Below are 20777 nucleotides of genomic sequence, written 5' to 3' on the forward strand. Positions count from 1 at the left end.
GGGTAGATTTTTAATTTGTTCTAGTAAAGTCTTCGATAATATATTTTAATTCTCCAGCTTTTGTTGAATTATATAAAGCTGCATCTAATCTTAAAGAAACTTCATAACTATGTGGATTACTATTTTCATCAAAGTATTTAATTTGATACTTAATTGATGAAGGTTCATCTGAATTTGCTAAATTGTCAAAAGCTAATAACTTAGTTTCTCAATTTCTATAATTTAAATATTCAATTGATTCTTCATCACTAGATTTTGGTCAAGCAGCAACAATAGTATCAATCACAGTTTTAATGATTTTGAATAATCCTTTAATTAAATCTCCAGATTGTCCATCATATAAAGTTGATAATGCTTCACCGATTCCACCAGGTACTCATTTACCTTTCTCAATTCCTAAAAGATAAAATCCAGCTGCAGCACCTTTGAATGATTTATTTCCATTAGTATCTTTTAACGTATATCCCGAGTAGGTACTATCAGTTAATTTAAGACCCAAAGCAATTTTAGTTATACCTTTTTCCTCTCCTGTTCCTGTATAACCCATGAAGTTTCTTAGATCTACCTTAGTATCTAATGAATTGGTAATTGTAATTGTGTTTTCATCGACTGTTTCACCGATTACACTTAAAATATTTCCAACTTTTAAAGCCGTTTCAGGTAAATCACCAATAAATGTTAATAAAACATTTGCAATATCAGCAATTGAAACAATACCACCTATTTTCATATTCAATAAATCTGAAAGGTTTTTAACATCTTCAGGAAGTTCTAATCCAGGAATTAATCCTTCGATTAACGAAAAGAATTCTTCACCTTCATAAATTGCTGAAATAGGTTTATTCATTAGTGGTGGTATTTTTGACAATAAATTGTTAACCATTTCTTTATCCATGCCGGCAAATTCAATCAAAGCTTCCGCTAATGTATATTTTCCAACAAAAATAACATCCAAAATTTTAGCATCAAAAAAGTCACTCATAAATTGTTTTAAATTATTATTTGATAATATTGAAGAAAGAGTATTAGTTAAAAATGATGATAGATTCATTTTATTTTTATTATTCAATAGTATATCGATTAAAAAACCCAAAAGCGGATCATCTGAAATGCTATTTAATAAACTACCTATCATTGAAAATATCACTTCTCTCAAATAAGGGACTACACCATTTTGATAATTGTTGGAGTTTTTTACTCAAGATCCTCCATTTACACCACTTATTTTTATCTTAAGGTTACCAACCTCAGAATAATCTGGATTTGTATTATTATCAACTTGGAATAAAATTTTAAACACTTTTAAGTAATTAGAATCTCCTGTTGAGTTTCCTGTCAAGATTGATTTTAGAATTCTAATTATTCCTTGAATATCAACATTAATCATATCTGCAGTTAAATCTTTAGCAGTATGTTTTTCAATATACTCAAAGTTAGTTAATTCAGAATCAAAAAGATGATCTTCATCGAATGTTCCAGCATCTCTAAAACCTTGTGATTCAAAGTTATCAAATGAAGAAATATATTGACTTAAGTTAATAACAAAATCAACCAACATTTTAATAGTTTCAGGTGAATTATCTCATTTGAATGTCTTAGAGTTTTCATCTTTATTAAATAATGAAGAAGCAACTTCTTTTCAAACTGCTTGAGTTTGATCAGACATTTGAGTATTGTTGTCAACATCATCTGTAAAATCCACAGCAGGAACTTTTTCAATATCAATACTAAACGATTTAGCTAATCACATGTTTAAAGAAGAAAAAGCAAAGTTTTTTAAATCTTGAACTGTTTTAACACCCAACTCTTGAAGTTCTTCAAAAGTTGATGGAGCATAATTAGAAATCATATCTCCAGTAGCTGCTAGTTCAATCATCTGATTATTTAAATCTTCATCAAACATACCTGCAAGACTTTCACCACCTAAACCAAAAGCTTGTTCTAAAAGTCCTGGAGTAATGTTAGTACCTAATAGTTGATAAATTTGATCGAATAATGTTTTGATCAAATTGATAGTTTCACCAGTTGTTTCAATTTGAGTTTTTTCTTTTTTAACATCTCATTCTTCTGTATTTTCGTAAATATTAGTTTTTCTTCATTCTGAAGATTTAGAATCTAGGAAAGAATTAAATAATTTTGTCATTGATGTTAAATCTGTTTGATCGCTTGTTAAATCTTTCATAGTCATTTTAGCAATTTGACTATCAATTCTTTCAGCATCAAAAACATTTGTTAATTCACCTTGTGAATTCTCTTTTTTATGAACGTCAGCTAAAATAGTCCCTTTAAAATAATGAGACGTTGAATTTATTATTTGAGCAATTTTATTCTCAATACTTGACTGTACAGTATCTAGATATGTACAACTTACAACAGTCACTCCTGTTGAAGAAAGTAGCCCTACCGCACCCAATATAGTTATTAGTTTTTTCATATTTTAATTATAAAACATTTTTTATTATTTTGTGGTTAATTGATTTTAAGATAAAAAAAGAGATAAAATAAAAAAGCAAATGTATAAAGGGGGTTACTATGAAATTAAATTGATTAATGTTTAAGCAAGGGATTAAAAGTATGTTTAAACAAAAAATTCAATTTTTTGTAGTAATAGTACTTACTTTTTTGGCTGTATTCTTTTTAACAACAACAAATGCTTTAACAATGAGACTAAATCAAGCATATGATAGAGTTGTTGCCAACTATGATAAATTCGATTACACATATACAAGAAAAGCAAGCGAAGGTGAGCTAAATTCTTCTAAAATGGGTTTTTTACCAATTTTAGACTTTATTCCAGATCAAAATAACTACATTTATGATGACCAAACTAATGAACAAAAATTTAGTTCTTTTAACTTATTACTTACTAATTCGGGTTATGGCGAAGAAAATAACACATTTATAACTAAAACTTTTGAAAGTCAAGAATTTGAAAATCTTGTTTTGACAGGAAGTAATGCTATTTTTGATACATATGCTAGTTATTTCATTTCAACAACAGCAGATGAACAAAGATATTACGGAAATTCTTCAGTTTTTGATTATTCAAAAGGTATAAATACATTTTCAGAAGGTTCAAAAGACGGAACTGATAACGCTCGAGAATTTGCTGGTAACTTGACTAATATGCTTTATCAAAATTTTAGAACCGAACTAGCTAGTGAAACTCACTTAGAAAGTTTTTCTAAATCATTATTTTACAAAAATTGAGTTAAGGAAAAATATAAAGTAATTGATAGCCCATCTAATGGTGCTATTGGTGTTGTTGGAACAATTCCAGCAGGGTGAGATTATTCAGGTGGCACATATAACGAAATTGAAGTTTATATTTTAAATGCACTAGAATCTGTTGCATATTTTGTTGTTGAAGAAATGAAAAATTTATTCACTTCTGGATTTAGTCAAAATATGAAAGAAGTTGTTCTTCCTTGGGATGAAGAAGGACCCGCCGGCGACAAAGAAAAAATTGCCTTATTTTTAGATCGATACAATCAAATAGCTGATGAAAACATGACAATCAAATTATGAAAAGTTGATTATACTGATCAGCAAGGTATTTGATTAAATGAACAGGTTGATATCGGAAATTATAATAAAGAACTTTTTTATGAATATCTAACTGGTAAAACAACCTCTCAATATCAAGAACCAATTAATTCTAATTTTGTGATTTCAGAAGAAAATAAATCATATCTATATAATGGTAAAGTTTCTGACATTGTAGACAACAAACCAACAACGAGTATAATTACTGACGGTTTGCGTGGAATGGCTAACCCAATGTCAGTATCATCATCTTGAGATCAAGAACAACCATTAGACGGATTAAGATCTTCAGATAAAACTCTTCCATTAGAAAAACTGGCGGTTGGTCAAAAATATGAGTCAGAATTTAATGCCAAAAAATATAACTATACAGATAGAAATTATTTAAATAAAAATATATATTCGATGGATATGATGCATCAAGAATTTGCAGCAGAACAAGCAGGGTTAGATATCATTACTCGTGAAGAAGCTTTTATGTATGACAAAAACACAAAAACTAATGTACGTTTTGTGATTGTGGATGATGAAGATGCATTTAATTATGAAGTTATGGCAGGATTACCAGCTATGGCATCAAATGAAGTTGTTATTTCACAGCAATTTGCTTTTAAAAATGGATATTCTGTTGGAGATAGAATAAAAATTGGTAATTTATACTTTATTATTTCGGGATTTGGTGCAGATGCACTAACATATTATCCAATGGTTGATCCAGAAGTTCCAGCATCAGATATTAAAAATTCTGTAATTGTTTATTCTCCTAAATCAGTTTTACAAAACATTATTGCCGCAGGTAGTGAAAAAGATGTAATTTTTTCAACAATGTTTTTCTTAAATGATAAAGATGAAGATGCATCTAAAAACGAAACACGTGCAAAAGTTTCAAAATATGAAGTACTTTTACAAAATGATAAAAAATCTTTGCAAAAATTAAATATGCTTGCAAATTCCGAAGATGTTTCTGCTTTTGAAAACTTTGAAGGAATTAATAAAATTAAAGATTTTGAAGAAACAAACTTTAATTTAAACTGAACTTTACAACCAACAATTATTAATATCGTCACAATAATTTCATTAGTATCATCAATTTTTATTTTAATCATGGCATTTACAACGATTGTATTTGCAATTAAAAAATCAATTGATAATAACTCAAGTCAAATAGCTTATCTGAAATCAATGGGAACAAATTCATATAAAATTTCACTATCTTATTTAGGATATTCAATAATTATTGGACTTGTTGTAGTTCCAATCGCTTGAGTTGGCGGAGGATTGTTTCAAGAAGTTTTATCTAAGATTTTCTCAATGTATTTCTCATCAACTTTATATGAATTTGTGTTTGAACCAAAAATGATTTCTATCTTAATTATCTTATTTGGTGGTGGAGCACTATTATTTTCATACTTAATTGCTCTTTATCTAACAAGTAGAAATCTTTTAAAAATAAAAGGTGAAGTAAGAAAATCATCTAGATTTTCTAAAGTAAAATTACAATCAAAATTTGCATCTAACTTACCATTCTCGTTTAAGTTCCCAGTAAAACTAGCAACAAGAGGTTGAAAACAAATATTTATGATTACAGGAGTTACATTTATTTCAACGATTGTAATAAGTATTTCAGCTGCAGTCCCATCCGTATTAGATATTTACATTAAAAATGCTACTAAGTATTTTAACTATCAAAATGCTTATACAATGAATCAACCGATTGTAAATTTACCAACATCTAAACCATCATTAAATCCTTGAGAAGGATTACCTACAACAGAAAGTTTATATGTTGATCCAATACAATATACAGAAGGCACAGATCCAAATGGAAATCCAATAAGTTCGTTTAAAGAAGCTACAGATATTTATTTTGATAATGTTAAGTATTACAACGACTCAGTTGGTGATAACAACATTTATCCTTTAATTATGGGGGACGCAAATAATCCTCAATGATTCGAGCAATATGCTTTATCAGGTGATCTATCAACTTCTACAAAAGAAGATGGGGAATTACCACCAGAATTATTATTCCGATATGTGGTTCCTTTATTAGGTCATATTCCTAACTTAAATGGGGTAACAATTACTCCAGGAACATTCGAAAGAATTAATAACTATTTCTGAAACGCAAACATTGATCCAATGACTGGAAAAGAATATACTCCTCAAAATGAATGAGATGTAAAATCAAAACAAGTAAAAAATGCTGGTGCTCTATTTAACCAAATTTTACCTCTATTGATTGATATGATTAAAGACACTGATTTAGGACAAGAAATTGAAATTTCTGAATCATCTTCATGAAAAGAAGCTTTAATTCTATTGGCTATGTCATTCTTACCAAATACAGGTCAACAATTCTTGAAAGATTCTCCAAATAGAGCTTCTCAATTTGTAATTGGTTTAAATGTTGAAAACTATACTCCAGGTCAAGAAACATTAGCAACAGAATTGGTTGCCAATGTTGGTAATGAAGAAAAACTAATGCCAATCACAGGTACAAAAGCTGGTCAAACAATTTATAAAATTGATGAAATTTCACAAGAAAATATTAATTCAACATTTATTAAAGATGGTGAAACAATTACTCAATTAGAAACGTTATTTGAATCTAATGGAACAAAAAAACCCCAAACTCCAATTAAAATGTCGAATGGATTTGTAATTTATGATCCAAGCAAACCAGATACATTAAACATACCTGCGATTACTAACTTAATGTCAGAGACTCAATATAATTTAGATGATGGTATTTCAATTAATTCAATTGCAAATGCAAGTTTAAAAATTGGTAATGAGAAATTTATACCAACAAATGCTTGAATTTATGACAACAGAGAGTTAACTCAAAATGACAACCCAGAAGTTAGCGAATTATTTGGTGAAAATGCTAATAATAAGAAAACTTCAATGAATGGTGATTGAATTAAGGCATCAGACATTGATCCAAATAAAATATCACATTCAAAAGAATTAGAATTTTCAGATAATGAAAGTGCAAGCAAAAACGCAGCATTTTCTAATAGTGCTTCTTGATTTATTAGTACTGCATTAGAAGGTAATGAAATGTCAGCTGAAAGTATTCATTATGAATTAAGACCATATTACCACTACAATAACTTGAAATTATTTGTTCCAAATGAATTAGTAGAATCTGCTAACTTATTAAGTGGTAATGGTAATCCTAAAGGCATCATCAATGATAAAGAATTGGCATGAACAAAAAATGCTAGAGCATGAGCTGGAACCGATATTACTTATGACAAATTACCTGAATCAGTTCAAGCTGCTTGAGGAGAAGAGTATAATGGCGATACATTCACATGAATTGCACCTTTCAATTTAAACTTCTCAACAAAATCTGACCAACAATTTGGTTCGTTAACTCAAATTACAGACATTTCAAAATCTACTTTCTGAGCAGATCAAGCAATTCGTCCAACAGGAACTGGTGTTACAATCGAAGTAAATGATCAATTACCAAGTTTCTTAAAAAACGTTAATGTTAAATCTCTTGAATCTGTAGATACTTATAATGGTGATTTCACTTTAGTTGATCAAGATATTTTAAATTTATTAACTGGTAGATCTATTTCTAAATATATTCCTGTTGATTATGATTTCTATGGTGATTATAAGAGAACATTACAAGGAACTAATTTACCAAAAGGTTTAGAAATACCTGTATTTGATATGAAAACACCAACACAACTTGTTGATGAATTAAATAATTCTAAAACTTTCTATATGGAAGAAAAACTAATCGAACAAGGATATGAAAACCCATTTGATTATGCAATTCAGAATAGAGACTTTACTCAAAAATACTCAGCATACACTGAACCATTTGGAGTTACAGGTGGATTTAAAGGAGTTCTTAAAGATACTCCAGGTATCTTTGCTATTCAAGGACAAGGTGGAGAAGACGATGTAATGAGTCGTTTGTCAATTCTTTACAACACCGTTGATTTAGCGGGAAACGAATTAGGATTGATTATCACAATGTCAGAATCAATTATGGCAATTAGTATTTTCTTAATTATTGGAATTATTTTAATTGCGGTATTAATTATTTCAATCATGGTCGATGTATATGTAATGATTTACCAAAAATTCATTGTTACAATGCGAGCTCTTGGTTATGGAAAACGTCGAATCATTATTAATGCTTTAGGTATATCTTCAGGATTTGGATTTGTTGCAATATTTGGTGGATATTTCTTAGGTATTCTATCAATATCAGGAATACTAACCTTGTTACAATTATTCGGAATTTATATCCCAATGTTAATTTACTGATGAGTTCCATTCGTTGTTGTAGGTGGAGTACTATTAATATTTGTACTTTCATGTCTGCTATCAATGATAAAACCATTCAAAATCAAATTGACATCATTAATGTAAAAAAGCACTTACTTAGTGCTTTTTTATTTTGATATAAGAAAAAATATTTAAAATAATATATAATATATATTGCGAGTTAATTACACGGATTAGCTCCTTGGCTTAACGGCCCACAAGACCATAAGGAGGAAATTAATTATGATTAGAAAATATGAAATTATGTTCATTATCGATCAAGACGTACAAAACGTTAAAGAAACTTCTGATAAATTAGTTAATATTTTAGCAGAAGGTGGAAAAGTATTAGAAATTGCCGATTGAGGTTTAATGGATTTTGCTTATGAAATCAACCACAAGAAAAAAGGACACTACTCAGTTGTTATTGTTGAAACAACATCTGAAGCTGTTGCTGAAATGGAACGTATTGCAGGAATTGATAAAGCAGTTGTTAGAACTTTAGTTTTAAATACAGAAAACGTACAAGACTACATTCAATCAACAGTATTATCAAAAACAGACATGACAAAATTCGAAGAAGAACGTCGTGAAAGAAGAAACTTTAAAAAACCATTTAACAAAAACTTTAACAATAATGCTGAACACGCTCCAAAAGCTGCATCAGCTAAAACTAGTTCAGTTAAGTAGTTTTATTAATTAAGAAAAGGAGATTATCTTTATGAATCAAGTTGTTATTATCGGAAGAATCACTAAAGATCCAGAATTACGTACAGCAACAAACGGGAAACCATTTGTTGGGTTTACAGTAGCTGTATCAGAATATAGTGGTGGAAATGAATTTACAAACTTTATCCCATGTATGGCTTTTGATAAAAATGCTGAAAACATGGCTAAGTTCCTAAAAAAAGGAGCACAAGTTGCTGTGAGTGGAAGAATATCAGTTAGATCAAGAGAAGTTGATGGACGTCGTCAAGACGCAGTTAATGTTAACGCAGACCGTGTACAATTTTTAGATAGCAAAACTACATCATCAAACTCAAGTTCTAATTCTGAATATGTTAAAAATGATTCAAACATTGACTTAGATCAAATGAATTCATTTGCCGGAAATAACCAACCAATTAAAGATACTTCAAGTGTTGAAGACATCATTGAAAATGATGATTCAATTTTATGAGATTAATAGAGGAGGATATATTTTATGCAAAAAAAATTCGTTAAAAAAAGAAAAAAAATTAGTTACATTAAAAAAGCTAATATTTCTTACATCGATTATAAAGATATTGAATTATTAAAAAAATTCATTTCAGGTAACGGTCAAATTTTACCAAGAAGAGTTACTGGGACAAACCCAAGTGAACAAAGAAAATTGGCATTAGCTATTAAAAAAGCACGTCAAATGGCATTATTACCATTCGTTATTGAATAAGAAAAATTGCTTCGGCAATTTTTTTATTTTTTGAAGTTTTAAGTTAAAATATAAATATAGAAAAAGGTGATTTTATGAAAGTTATATTTTTAAAAGATGTTAAAGGTCAAGGAAAAAAAGATGAAGTAAAAGAAGTGTCTGATGGATACGCTAAAAACTTTTTATTTCCAAGAGGATTAGTTAAATTAGCAACAGAAAATAGTATAAAAACTTTAAATACCAAATTACAAACAGCTAAAGAAGAAGAAAATCTTGCAAAAGCTGAAACATTACAATTAAAATCAAAATTAGAAGAAATTACTTTGCATTTTAAATTACAAGTAATTGATGAAAAAGCATTTGGTTCAATTTCAAATCAAGATATTGTTGATCAAATGAAAAATGTTTATAAAATTGAATTAGATAAACGTAAATTTGTGAATTTTAAAAACTTAAATACATTAGGAATTCACTATTTAAAAATAAAATTAGACTTTAGTATTGAAGCAAAAATAAAAGTAGAAGTTAAGGAAGCTTAAGATGGACAATCAGACAAATAATACAATTCTGGAAAATGCTGAGAGAACGGTCTTAGCAATCGCTTCGCATTCCCCAAATGCATTGCCCGAAATTTTAATGCGCTTAACAGCTGATGATTTTTATTTTGGTAATCATAAATTGGTTTATCAAGCAATCATTGATTTAAGTGCAACTTCTAAAGAAATTTCGACAACAACAATTGCTGATGAGTTAGAAAAAACAAGCAAATTATCGCAAGCTGGTGGAATTCAATTTTTAGCTTCAATTGGTGATTATTTCTTCACTGATGAAGGTGTTGAAGATTATATTGATATAGTTTTTAAAGCTTCAGCTGGTAGAAAACTAGATGCGACTTTATCTAATATTGCTGAATTAAGAAAATCAAAGGGTGATATTAATTCAATCTTAGATAAAGCACAAAGAGATTTATTAGAAATTGATTTGTCATCAAAACAAAGTGACATAATCACAATCTCTAATTCAGCTAAAAAAGTAGTAAATAAAATTAGAGAATTAGAACAAAGACCAAATACTCTAACAGGTGTAACTACTGGTTTTGCTAAATTAGATAAAATTACATCAGGTTTACAACCATCTGATTTCATTATCTTAGCAGCACGACCATCTATGGGTAAAACTGCATTCGCCTTAAATTTAGCATTTAATGCAGCCACTCAAGGTGAACATGATGCTGTGGCAATATTCTCTGTAGAAATGCCATCAGAACAACTAACACAACGTATTTTATCAACGATGACTTCAGTTGATTCAACAAAATTAAGAACCGGTAAAGGTTTAGATAAAAAAGACTGAAGTGATATTAATAAAGCAAACGACAGGTTAGAAAGTACTAAGATTTTTATTGATGATACACCAGGTATTACAATTCAACAAATTCAATCTAAGTTACATAAATTAAAACGTGATCATGGTGTTACTTTATGTGTAATCGATTACTTACAATTAATAACAACACCAGGAGCTAGTGGAAGTGATCGCCAAAACGAAATTTCTAATATCTCTCGTCAGTTAAAAAGAATTGCTCGTGATACAGGAATTCCAATTGTCTGTTTATCACAACTATCAAGAAGTGTTGAAAAACGTGAAGATAAAAGACCGATGATGTCTGATCTACGTGATTCAGGTGCGATTGAACAAGATGCTGATATTATCATGTTTTTATACAGAAAAGATTACTATGAAAATAAAAGCCAAGAAGAACGTGAAGCAGACCCAATTGATGCAACTGAATTGATTATTGCAAAACACAGAAATGGTTCAACAGGAACTGTTGAATTAACATTTAATAAAGCATTTGGTAAATTTGTAGATATGTAGAAAAATAGGTTCAAAACCTATTTTTTATTATATAATTAAAAATATGATTGCTTAATCAGGGGGAACAATGAAAAAATTACTTTCAATTTTAACAGCAGTAACAGTTGGTGGAACCACAGCCACTACTGTTGTGGCTTGTGGTGTTAAAACTCATAGTATTAAAACTACTGCTGATTTTACAGTGACTGACGGGCCATTTTTTAACTATGAAGTAGATGAAAATGGAGAAAATGGTAAGTACGTTGCTAATAACGACAAAAATACTAATTATACTGCATCAGATAAGGTTGATGAAAGATCAAGAACTAATATGGAAATGTTAGATTCAACACCAGTTGGTGGAAAATTTTCAGAAATGATGAGATATGCTTTCAACCTATTAAACTTTGGTAAATCAACATCTGTAAATGGTATTGAAAGTCATAGACGAACTTATTCATTATATCCAGATGAAGAAAATAGTATGTTTACGGTTGATGGATATTACCAAATTGCTGGTGATGAAACAATGACTCAAGAAGAATATTATACTCATGATAAATTCCGAGGAATCAATTCTATTCCTGCATTAATTCAATATAATGAATATTTAATGAGTAATCCAAACTTTACCCCAATAACAGAAGTAGATCAAACTGCATTGAATGCTTTAAATTCTGAAGGTGAAGCTGGCGCAGGTAAAGAATTTGTTAAAGTTTATAAAGGTGAAAAGGATTCTTCATTTATTGAACAATCATTTAATCTTGCAGGAAAACCTAAAGTAACTAATGGTCATATTGCAAAAATGGTTGACTCTCAAACAGGCGAAGAAGTAGCGGATGCGGATTTAGTTTTCAAAGAATTTGGTAAAGTTGCTAAAATCAACGCTGAAAAAAACATCGAGGGTGAAAAAATTGGTGGGTTATCATTGGATCCGTTTAAAACATTAACAATTGGTGAAACAGATGTCAACAGTATTCTTAATACAGGAAGTGTTTCATTCAATCCCGTACTTGATGATGATGCATGAAAAACAGAAAATGAAACTTATCATATTTTCAAAAATTCAGATACTCCTACTGGAAAAATTGCAGATATAAATAAATTTGACATTAGAGAAGATAAATCGGAAGGTGATGAAAAAGTTAAACGTGAAATTTCAGCAAGAAAAGTTTTCTTAGATCCTGTTGGCGCTTTTGATGTAATATATAAATTTAAAGCAGATATGGATGATTCTTCATCAAGCGAATTTGATATCAAAGTTGAAATAGATGGATTAAATGCCATTTATCAACCTAAAATTATGGAAATTGTTACTGGTAAAACAACAGATGAAGAGCCTAAAGATATAAAACATCAAATAGTTGGTTGACAATTAGTTGGTTACCAATTTAATAATGATGAAATCGCAGCGTTCGATGCTAATGGTGATTCTAAAAAAGATGACTACTCAAAAGCGATGTTTAAAGACTTAAAATTAAACTTAAAAAGTATTACAAAAAGTAAATAATACAATATATAATAGTAAATGAGGACAAAGTCCTTTTTTATTTGGAAAATTTATTATATTAACTACATTTTAAAGAGTATTTTAATTATAATTATATAAATAGTATAAATTAGGGAGAAATATGGAAAAAATAAGTACTTGGTTGCTAGAAGAGAGTAATTTAGCATTGGCAACAGCATTTTTTACATTATTCTGTATTTTTGCATATGGAATTTTTGAAATTTCTAATTACAGTTATAAAAGGAAAAAAAATATTCCCTACAACGGTCTTAAATTCACAACTAGAAACATAACTTATATAGCTATGATGATCGCGGTGTCTGTTGCAGTAACTGTTGTTATATCTGTAACACTACCAATTACGGTATTCCCGCCAATTAGAGTTGCCTTTGAAGGTATTATGATAAAAATAACTGGTATGATTTTTGGTCCAGTAGTTGGAATAATAGTTGGTTTAATTACTGAAATATTAGCAATGATATTTGTTCCTTCATTTATTCATATTGCTTATTTATTAGTGGCTGTTGGTTTTGGATTTTGATCAGGACTTGCTTCATTTACTTTTAAACTTAAAGGTAAAAAGCAAATGTATACATATTCAATGATTGTTGGATTTATTTTAATATTTACTGCATTTATGTACTTTATTTTAGTTGCTAGAGATTCGTCTGATCCGATTTCGTTTTTCGGGTTTGAAATTTCATCAGCATTCTTCCCTATATTCTTCATTATTATGATGAGTGTAACTTTGGGGGTTATTTCATTACTTACTTTAGTTTTATACTTTACTAAAAACGGTAAATGACTAAATATTGTTTTACCAATTCTTTTAATTTGTACAGTTACTGAAGTTTTATCAACAATATTACTTGCTGCATGAGGAGACAACTCATTCATGCAAAGTGGATATATGTCTATGGTTGTTGTTAGATTAGCTCAAACACCAATTAAAATTTTATTCAATACAGCTGTTTTAACAACTGTTTATTCAGTTATGAAACCTTTGATCAAAGGTGCAAAATAAGGAGTTATCATGAAAACAAATACTTCATTTTCAAAACCATTACAAGATTTACAACGTAGAGAAATGAATATTTACATGTGCGGTCCAACTGTTTATAACTTTATTCATATTGGTAATGCTAGACCAGCTGTTTTAGCAGATATGTTTGTAAGATTTTTAAAATCTAAAAAAACACAAATTAATTACTTACAAAATATTACAGATATTGATGACAAAATTATTAATAAAGCAATTGAAGAAAACATTTCTGAAAAAGAAATTGCAGAAAAATTTACAAAAGCGTATTTAGAAGATCTAGATAGTCTTAATGTTATGAGACCCAATAAAATAACTCCTATCAGTGAAAAGATGCCAGAAATGATTTCTTTTATTGAACAATTAATAAATAATGGATCAGCTTATGAAGTTGATGGAGATGTTTATTTTGATGTTTTAAAATTTGAAAATCAATATGGTAAACTCGCAAATAAAAAACTTGACGAATTAATTGTTGGAGAAAGAATCGCAGTCGATGTTAAAAAGAAAAGCCCTTATGATTTTTCAATATGAAAAAAAACAAATGTAGGAATAACATGAGACTCTCCATTTGGTAAAGGAAGACCTGGATGACACACCGAATGTGCTGTACTTATTGATGATTACTTTAATAGTCAAACAATTGATATACATTTTGGTGGTATTGATTTAAAATTCCCACATCATGAAAATGAAAGAATTCAATTTATTGCAAAAAACCAAGCAGAAATTGCGAATGTTTGAATGCACAATGGACATGTAACGATCGAAGACGAAAAAATGTCTAAATCATTAGGTAATACAATTTTGGTGCGAGACTTTGTTTCAGAAAATGGTCCTGACTTGTTACGTTGAGTATTTATGACAACACACTTTAGACAACCATTAAATATTAACCAAGATATTATTGAACAAGGTAAAAAGTTTTTTGTAAAATTGATAAACATTAAGAAAAAAATCACAATGGCATTAATTAGTGGTTTGGTTAATCAAACTAACGAAATCGATGAAACTAGTTATAATACTTTTAGTGAATATATGAGAAATGATCTTAATACATCGATGGTTTTAACTTTGATCGATGAAATGATGAAAGATATCAATAAAGATAATAATATTTTAAAATATAACACCCTTCAAATAATTTGTAATGAAATATTAGGATTTATCTTCGACTTTAAGATTACATTTACAAAAGATGATCAAAATTTATACCAAAAATGAAAACAATTTTTAGTAGAAAAAGATTTTGATGCAGCTGATCAAATCAGAGAGCAATTAATTGAAAGGAACTTAATTTAATATGGAAAATTTAAATTTAATATATGGTAAACACGCCATTGAAGAGTTTCTTTTAAAACACCCTAAAATGGTGAAAAAGATTTGAGTTAAAGATAAAAAATATTTAGAAAAATTCACAAATTTAAATGAGTTTAGAATTGAAGTTCAAATTACATCAGAAGAAAAATTTCAAAAAATGTTTTCAGAATATGTTAATCATCAAGGGATGGTAGCAGAAGTTAAAGAATATAACTATATTCCATTTAAAACAGCTTTAGCAAACATGAATAAAAAAGATAAAAACGTTGTATTAATGTTAGATCAAATTCATGATCCATATAATTTTGGAGCAATATTGCGATCATCTAGTCTAATGGGAGTTACAAATGTAATCATTCTTGAACAAAGACAAGTTCAAATAACACCAACGGTTGTTAAAACTTCAGCAGGTACTGTTTATGACTTAGATGTAACTAAAGTAACAAATTTAAATTCCGTGATTAAACAATTGCAGGAAAATAATTTTTGAGTTTATTCAACCAACTTAAATAAAGACTCAGTTGATATTAGAAAAGTGGATTTTGCTAATAATTCAGTGATAATAATTGGAAATGAACAAAAAGGTGTTTCAGAATTAGTCACAAAAAATAGTGATATGAATATCTTTGTTCCATCAACAAAAAGCATCGACTCTTACAATGCATCAGTAGCTGCTTCGTTAGTTTTATATGAAGTTGCAAATAAATTAAAAATATTTGGTTAGTGGCAAGATTGTTATTAATTAACTATTCTATATAATATAAATGAAACGGAGGGTAATCAATATGGGAGCAAATAGTAGAAAAGCGATTTTAGTTTGTGAAATTTGTTTAAGTAGAAATTATTCTCAAACAAAGAGTACTTTAACTCAAAAAGAAAGATTAGTAGTTAAAAAGTTTTGTTCTTCTTGTAATCAACATACAACACATAAGGAAACAAGATAATGTCTGAAAAAGTTTCTAAATCAGAATTAAAAGCAAAAGCTAAGTTTGAAAAACTTGAACAAAAAAGATTACAAAAAGAACAAAAAATAGCGTCTGGTAAAAAACAAAAAATATCAAGTGACGCTACTGCTAAAATCAAAGAAATTAAAAAACCAAAAGAAAAACGTAATTGAAAATTGGAATTTAAAGAATTTCCAATCAAGATGGTTAAAGAAGTTGGAAAAATTAAGTGATCAGGAAGTGATAACTTAACTAGAAAATATATAACAGTACTTATTTTTATGTTGTTATTCGCTGTGGTATTTATCTTCGTTGATTGAGGATTACAAGAATTATTAACATTAATCAAAGTAGTATAGAGGAGAAAAAATGTCAAAAATTAACATTGCACAATTAGAAGCAGAAATAATGAATGCTGAAGGACAATGATTCGTTGTTAACTGTCAAACAGGACACGAAGATAAAGTTCAACAAGATTTAATTATGAAAGTTGAAAATGAAAAATTAGCAGATGAAGTATTCGATGTTAAAATTTCAAAAAGAACAGTTGAAACACCAACTGGTAATTTAAAAGAAAAGAATAAGTTCCCGGGTTATATTTTCATTAATATGATCATGTCTGAAAGAGCTTGATTTATTATTCGTAATACACCAGGTGTAACAGGATTTATTGGTTCTTCAGGAAGAGGAGCAAAACCATTTCCATTATCAACAGAAGAAGTTTTGAATATGTTGATTCCCGCTGAAGATTTAGTTGATAAAAAAGAAGTTACTGTTGAAGAAACTATGACAACTGAAGAATCAAATAAAGTAAAAGGAATTGCTGTTGCTAAAAAAGAATTAAAAACAGCTCCTTTTGAACAAGGAGATGTTGTTTTGGTAATCAACGGTTTACATTCAAACGAAGAAGGAAAAGTTGTTGAAATGGATTACAGTAACGGAGTTGCTACAATTTCATTAGAGTTTTTCGGAAGATTTGTTAATACAGAAATTCCTTTTGAAGACTTACAACCAGTTAAAGAATATTAATAGAGTGCATTGCACTTTTTTTATTTTTTCTTTATAATTATAGAAGGCCGATTTTTATTGTGGGAGAACTGCTTAAATAAACTAGCATTCATTCGGACCACAGCGAGTAAAAACCAGTCAACTAAGAAAAATTAGGAGGACACACCCGTGGCTAAAAAAATCACACGTATTGCTAAGTTAGAATTTATGGCTATGCAAGCTAAACCAGGAGCTGAGTTAGCTTCATTAGGTATTAACATGCCTGAATTCACAAAGCAATTTAACGATGCTACTAAAGATCGTGCAGGAGACGTAGTTCCTGTTGTTATTACTGCTTATGATGATAAATCATTTGATTATGTATTAAAAACTACACCCGCAGCTGTTTTATTATTAAGAGCAGCTGGAATTCAAAAAGGATCTCAAAATCCTGGGAAAAAAGTTGTTGCTACAATTTCAGCAGACAAAGTTAGAGAAATCGCTGAATATAAATTAGTAGACTTAAATGCTAATTCAGTTGAAGCTGCTATGAAAATTATTGCTGGTACAGCGAGAAACATGGGAATCAACATTGAAGGTATGGAGGAAACTGTATAATGGCTAAAGTTACAAAAAGATTATCAACAGCTTATGCTAAAGTTGAAAAACATACAGTTTATTCTATTCAAGATGCTTTGAAATTAGCAAAAGAAACTTCAACAACAAAATTCGATTCAACAGTTGAAGTTGCATTTAATTTAAATATTGATCCAAGAAAAGCTGATCAACAAATTCGTGGAGCTATCGTGTTACCAGAAGGTACAGGAAAAACTCAAAAAGTTTTAGTATTAACAAATACTAAAGTTAAAGAAGCACAAGATGCTGGGGCAGATTTTGTTGGTGGAGAAGAATTAATCGAAAAAATTTCTAAAGAAAACTGATTCGAATTCGACGTTATCGTTGCTACACCAGAAATGATGGCTAAATTAGGAGCAATCGGGAAAGTTTTAGGACCAAAAGGTTTAATGCCAAACCCTAAAACTGGAACAGTTACTATGGATGTTGCTAAAGCAATTGATGAAATTAAAAAAGGTAAAATTGAATACCGTGCTGATAAAGAAGGAAATGTTCACACAATCATCGGAAAAGCATCATTCACTTTAGAAGCTTTAGAAGCAAACTTCAAAGCTATCGTTTCAGCAATTAGAGCAGCTAAACCTCAAACAGTTAAAGGTGATTACTTTATTAATGTAACTATCTCAACTACAATGGGTCCTGGAATTAAAACTGAAATTAACTAATTAAAACAATTAAAACCGCAAGGTTTTTTTATTTTTTCAGAAGTATTTAAAACTGATTAAAAAAATGTTATTATATTATTGCTATTAGTACCGAAGAAAGTAACCGGGATTTATCCCTTAATCTGTTACCGAGGAAAAATGTTTTTACTTTAAAAAAACTTTTTTGTTTTCCTCGGATTTATACCGAGGTTTTTTATTGGTTTTATTAGAACAAAGGAGGAATGTAAATGTCAAATACAAGACCTGCACACGCAAAAAAAGCTGAAGTTGTTGCTGAGATCGTAGCAAAAATTAACGCCGCTCAAGGTGTTGCTGTTGCTGAATACAAAAACTTAACAGTTGCTCAAATGACAACTTTCAGACGTGAAGCTTTAAAACAAGGAATTGAAGTTAAAGTTTATAAAGATTCTTTATTTAGAAGAGCAGCTGATGAAGCTGGAAAATCTGAATTAAATGAATTCTTAACACAACAAAATGTATTTATCTTCTCAAACGAAGACGGAGTAGCTGCTTCTAAATTAGTAGCTAAATTCGCTAAAACAAACGAAGATATGAAATTAAAAGCTGGTATCTACGAAGGAAAAGTTATGGATACTGCTGCAATCAACGAAATTGCATCTTTACCTTCAAAAGATGAATTATACTCAATGTTTGCATCAAGCCTTATTTACCCATTACGTCAAGTTATGGCTGTAATTAACGCAGTTGCTGATACTAAATCAGAATAACAATTATTTAAAACATTATAAAAATATAGTGTACTAAATGGCAAAATATTAAATAAATAAAGGAGACCATTATCATGGCTATTACAAAACAAGATATTATTAATGCATTAGAAGAAATGAAATTAGCTGAATTAAACGAATTAGTTAAAGCAATCGAAGAACACTTTGACGTTGTTGCTTCAGCAGGATTCGCAGCAGCAGCACCAGTTGCAGCAGCAGCTGGAGAACCTACAGAAGTAGCAGTAGTTATTACTGCAGTAGGTGGAGAAAAAGTTAAAGTTATTAAAGTTGTTAAAGATTTAACAGGTTTAGGATTAATGGATGCTAAAAAAATGGTTGATGGAGCAACACCAATCACAGTTAAAGAAAACGTTAAAGTAGAAGACGCTGAAGCAATGAAAGCTCAATTAGTTGAAGCTGGTGCATCAGTAGATTTAAAATAATCTAGAGTTTTATAAAACCAAAATAGGCTATGCCTATTTTTTTTATTGTTTAACAAAGAAAAGGTCAGTTTATTAAATGACAAAATTTCTAAAAATGTAGATTTTATAAGGTCTATATGTTGTTTTCCACAAGATAATAGTTTAAAATTATATAAATTGAGTCTAGTTTAGTTGTTAAGAGCTTCTACTATTCTCTTAATTTTGTCTAAAGGACAAAAAGTTAGGGGAGCATAGTGACGAGTTTAAATTATTTTTTAGATAAAAAATCATTGAATAAGTTATTAAAAGATCTTGAAAGCAAAATATGAGAAGCAAACATTCCTATTTCAATCAACAATAAGTTGAGGTTTAACCTAATAAAACAAATTGAAGCTGATTCATACATAACCGATTATATGAATGCGTATAAGGTGAATAACCAATATGCCCCGCTTCAGATTATTAATAACCTAGATATTACAAGTCTTTTATTAATAGATGGTGATTTAACAAATAAAACGCCTGAATACGTTTATAACGCTATTGTTGAAATACGTAGAGGACGTAAAGCTATGAATACAGATGAAAAGATTATATGAAACGTTGTTGAAGCATATAATCTTATTCAAAAAGAACAATTCGAAATCAATGAAGATAATTTCGAATTGTTTGTCCATATTATTTTTAGAAATATTGGTTTAGATTTAGATAATAAAAATTCTTATTATCGACAAGATAATGATAAAACATTAATCAAAAGTGTTTTTCCATTTGATTTAATTGATGAAGAACTTTTGGGTTTAATTGATTATATTAAAAGTCTTAAGAAAACTAAACTTGGAGGATTTACTCAGTCATACTTGATTTTTATTCAAGTATTATTGATCAGTCCTTATCGAAAATATAATTTTATTGTGGCAACTTTATTGTCACAATGATATTTATATCAATCAAATTTAAATTATAAAATGATGCATCCAATTTATAAAATTACAAATAACTGAAAAGAATTTATTGGTTTATTAGATGAAGTTAGTTCAAAAGATTTTACAATAGATAGTATTTTAGAATTTATAAGAAGAGCGTTAAAAGAAGAAGTAAATATTTCTTATCGAAATTTATTAATTGAAAAGTGATTGAAAAATAACAAATGTAAAAACTTATTTAAAAACGATTTTCAAAAAATTATATTAGCATTGGTTGTCAACTACCCTAAGGTTGAAATCAGCTTGCAACAAATTAGACATGAATTTTCTTTTGCAGGAGAATTCTGCATTAGCAAAAAAGAGATGGAAGAACATCTTCAAACATTAGTTGATAACAAGATATTGATCACAAAACCAGGACAAACAGTCAAGTATCAGTTACTTGAAAAAGAGTTAATTAAAATAAAGCTATTATTAGCACAATAAG

General features: G+C 29.0%; 19 protein-coding genes and 1 other annotated feature. Of the genes, 18 read left to right on the forward strand and 1 reads right to left on the reverse strand.

The window, feature by feature from the left end; all coding sequences use genetic code 4:
- Positions 1–10: 10 nt before the first annotated feature.
- Positions 11–2434 carry an MOLPALP family lipoprotein gene (locus T347_RS0101155; RefSeq protein ID WP_156952762.1) on the reverse strand — a complete coding sequence of 808 codons (2424 nt, stop codon included), beginning with the start codon at positions 2432–2434 and terminating at the stop codon, positions 11–13.
- 98 nt (positions 2435–2532) lie between these two features.
- Here T347_RS0101155 and T347_RS0101160 point away from each other — a divergent pair, with 98 nt between their 5' ends.
- The 18 genes from T347_RS0101160 (at position 2533) to T347_RS0101245 (ending at position 20776) form a co-directional block, all read left to right on the forward strand.
- Positions 2533–7950, forward strand: coding sequence for an ABC transporter permease (locus tag T347_RS0101160; RefSeq protein ID WP_031542436.1), 5418 nt, complete (start codon positions 2533–2535; stop codon positions 7948–7950).
- 138 nt (positions 7951–8088) lie between these two features.
- On the forward strand, positions 8089–8535 hold the full coding sequence (gene rpsF, locus T347_RS0101165) for a 30S ribosomal protein S6 (protein WP_084323924.1): 447 nt from the start codon (positions 8089–8091) through the stop codon (positions 8533–8535).
- A gap of 31 nt (positions 8536–8566) precedes the next feature.
- Complete coding sequence (locus T347_RS0101170; protein ID WP_031542441.1) at positions 8567–9031, forward strand: single-stranded DNA-binding protein; 465 nt, start codon at positions 8567–8569, stop codon at positions 9029–9031.
- Between the two features lie 18 nt (positions 9032–9049).
- Positions 9050–9277: a 30S ribosomal protein S18 gene (gene rpsR, locus T347_RS0101175; RefSeq protein ID WP_031542443.1), complete on the forward strand. Its 228-nt coding sequence runs from the start codon at positions 9050–9052 to the stop codon at positions 9275–9277.
- 74 nt (positions 9278–9351) lie between these two features.
- On the forward strand, positions 9352–9795 hold the full coding sequence (rplI, locus tag T347_RS0101180; RefSeq protein WP_031542445.1) for a 50S ribosomal protein L9: 444 nt from the start codon (positions 9352–9354) through the stop codon (positions 9793–9795).
- Position 9796: 1 nt separating this feature from the next.
- The gene (gene dnaB / locus T347_RS0101185; protein WP_031542446.1) at positions 9797–11134 is read left to right on the forward strand and encodes a replicative DNA helicase; all 1338 of its coding nucleotides are present in this window, start codon (positions 9797–9799) and stop codon (positions 11132–11134) included.
- Between the two features lie 67 nt (positions 11135–11201).
- A complete protein-coding gene (locus tag T347_RS0101190; protein WP_031542448.1) occupies positions 11202–12623 on the forward strand; it encodes a lipoprotein in 1422 nt (473 codons plus the stop codon).
- A gap of 121 nt (positions 12624–12744) precedes the next feature.
- Positions 12745–13647, forward strand: a complete 903-nt coding sequence (locus tag T347_RS0101195) for an ECF transporter S component (RefSeq protein ID WP_031542449.1) — start codon at positions 12745–12747, stop codon at positions 13645–13647.
- A gap of 9 nt (positions 13648–13656) precedes the next feature.
- The gene (gene cysS, locus T347_RS0101200) at positions 13657–14964 is read left to right on the forward strand and encodes a cysteine--tRNA ligase (RefSeq protein WP_031542450.1); all 1308 of its coding nucleotides are present in this window, start codon (positions 13657–13659) and stop codon (positions 14962–14964) included.
- A 1-nt stretch (position 14965) separates the two neighbouring features.
- A complete protein-coding gene (gene rlmB / locus T347_RS0101205; RefSeq protein ID WP_031542452.1) occupies positions 14966–15706 on the forward strand; it encodes a 23S rRNA (guanosine(2251)-2'-O)-methyltransferase RlmB in 741 nt (246 codons plus the stop codon).
- A gap of 61 nt (positions 15707–15767) precedes the next feature.
- Entirely contained in the window at positions 15768–15926 is a 159-nt protein-coding gene (rpmG, locus tag T347_RS0101210; RefSeq protein ID WP_031542453.1) for a 50S ribosomal protein L33, read from the forward strand.
- A complete protein-coding gene (gene secE / locus T347_RS0101215; protein ID WP_051636004.1) occupies positions 15926–16285 on the forward strand; it encodes a preprotein translocase subunit SecE in 360 nt (119 codons plus the stop codon). The genes rpmG and secE overlap by 1 nt, the downstream gene beginning before the upstream one ends.
- A gap of 10 nt (positions 16286–16295) precedes the next feature.
- Positions 16296–16955 (forward strand): transcription termination/antitermination protein NusG, encoded by a 660-nt coding sequence (nusG, locus tag T347_RS0101220; RefSeq protein WP_031542455.1) that lies wholly within the window; start codon positions 16296–16298, stop codon positions 16953–16955.
- A 147-nt stretch (positions 16956–17102) separates the two neighbouring features.
- Positions 17103–17531 (forward strand): 50S ribosomal protein L11, encoded by a 429-nt coding sequence (gene rplK, locus T347_RS0101225; RefSeq protein ID WP_031542456.1) that lies wholly within the window; start codon positions 17103–17105, stop codon positions 17529–17531.
- Positions 17531–18214: a 50S ribosomal protein L1 gene (gene rplA / locus T347_RS0101230; protein ID WP_031542457.1), complete on the forward strand. Its 684-nt coding sequence runs from the start codon at positions 17531–17533 to the stop codon at positions 18212–18214. Before rplK ends, rplA begins: the two co-directional genes overlap by 1 nt.
- 72 nt (positions 18215–18286) lie before the next feature.
- Positions 18287–18418 (forward strand) — a sequence feature (ribosomal protein L10 leader region).
- A 23-nt stretch (positions 18419–18441) separates the two neighbouring features.
- Positions 18442–18942, forward strand: a complete 501-nt coding sequence (gene rplJ, locus T347_RS0101235) for a 50S ribosomal protein L10 (protein ID WP_031542458.1) — start codon at positions 18442–18444, stop codon at positions 18940–18942.
- Positions 18943–19016: 74 nt separating this feature from the next.
- Positions 19017–19385, forward strand: coding sequence for a 50S ribosomal protein L7/L12 (gene rplL / locus T347_RS0101240; protein WP_031542459.1), 369 nt, complete (start codon positions 19017–19019; stop codon positions 19383–19385).
- A gap of 233 nt (positions 19386–19618) precedes the next feature.
- Entirely contained in the window at positions 19619–20776 is a 1158-nt protein-coding gene (locus tag T347_RS0101245) for a hypothetical protein (protein WP_031542460.1), read from the forward strand.
- Position 20777 lies beyond the last annotated feature (1 nt).

The sequence above is a fragment of the Mesoplasma photuris ATCC 49581 genome, from assembly GCF_000702725.1.
GTDB classification, from domain to species: Bacteria; Bacillota_I; Bacilli_A; order Mycoplasmatales; family Mycoplasmataceae; genus Tullyiplasma; species Tullyiplasma photuris.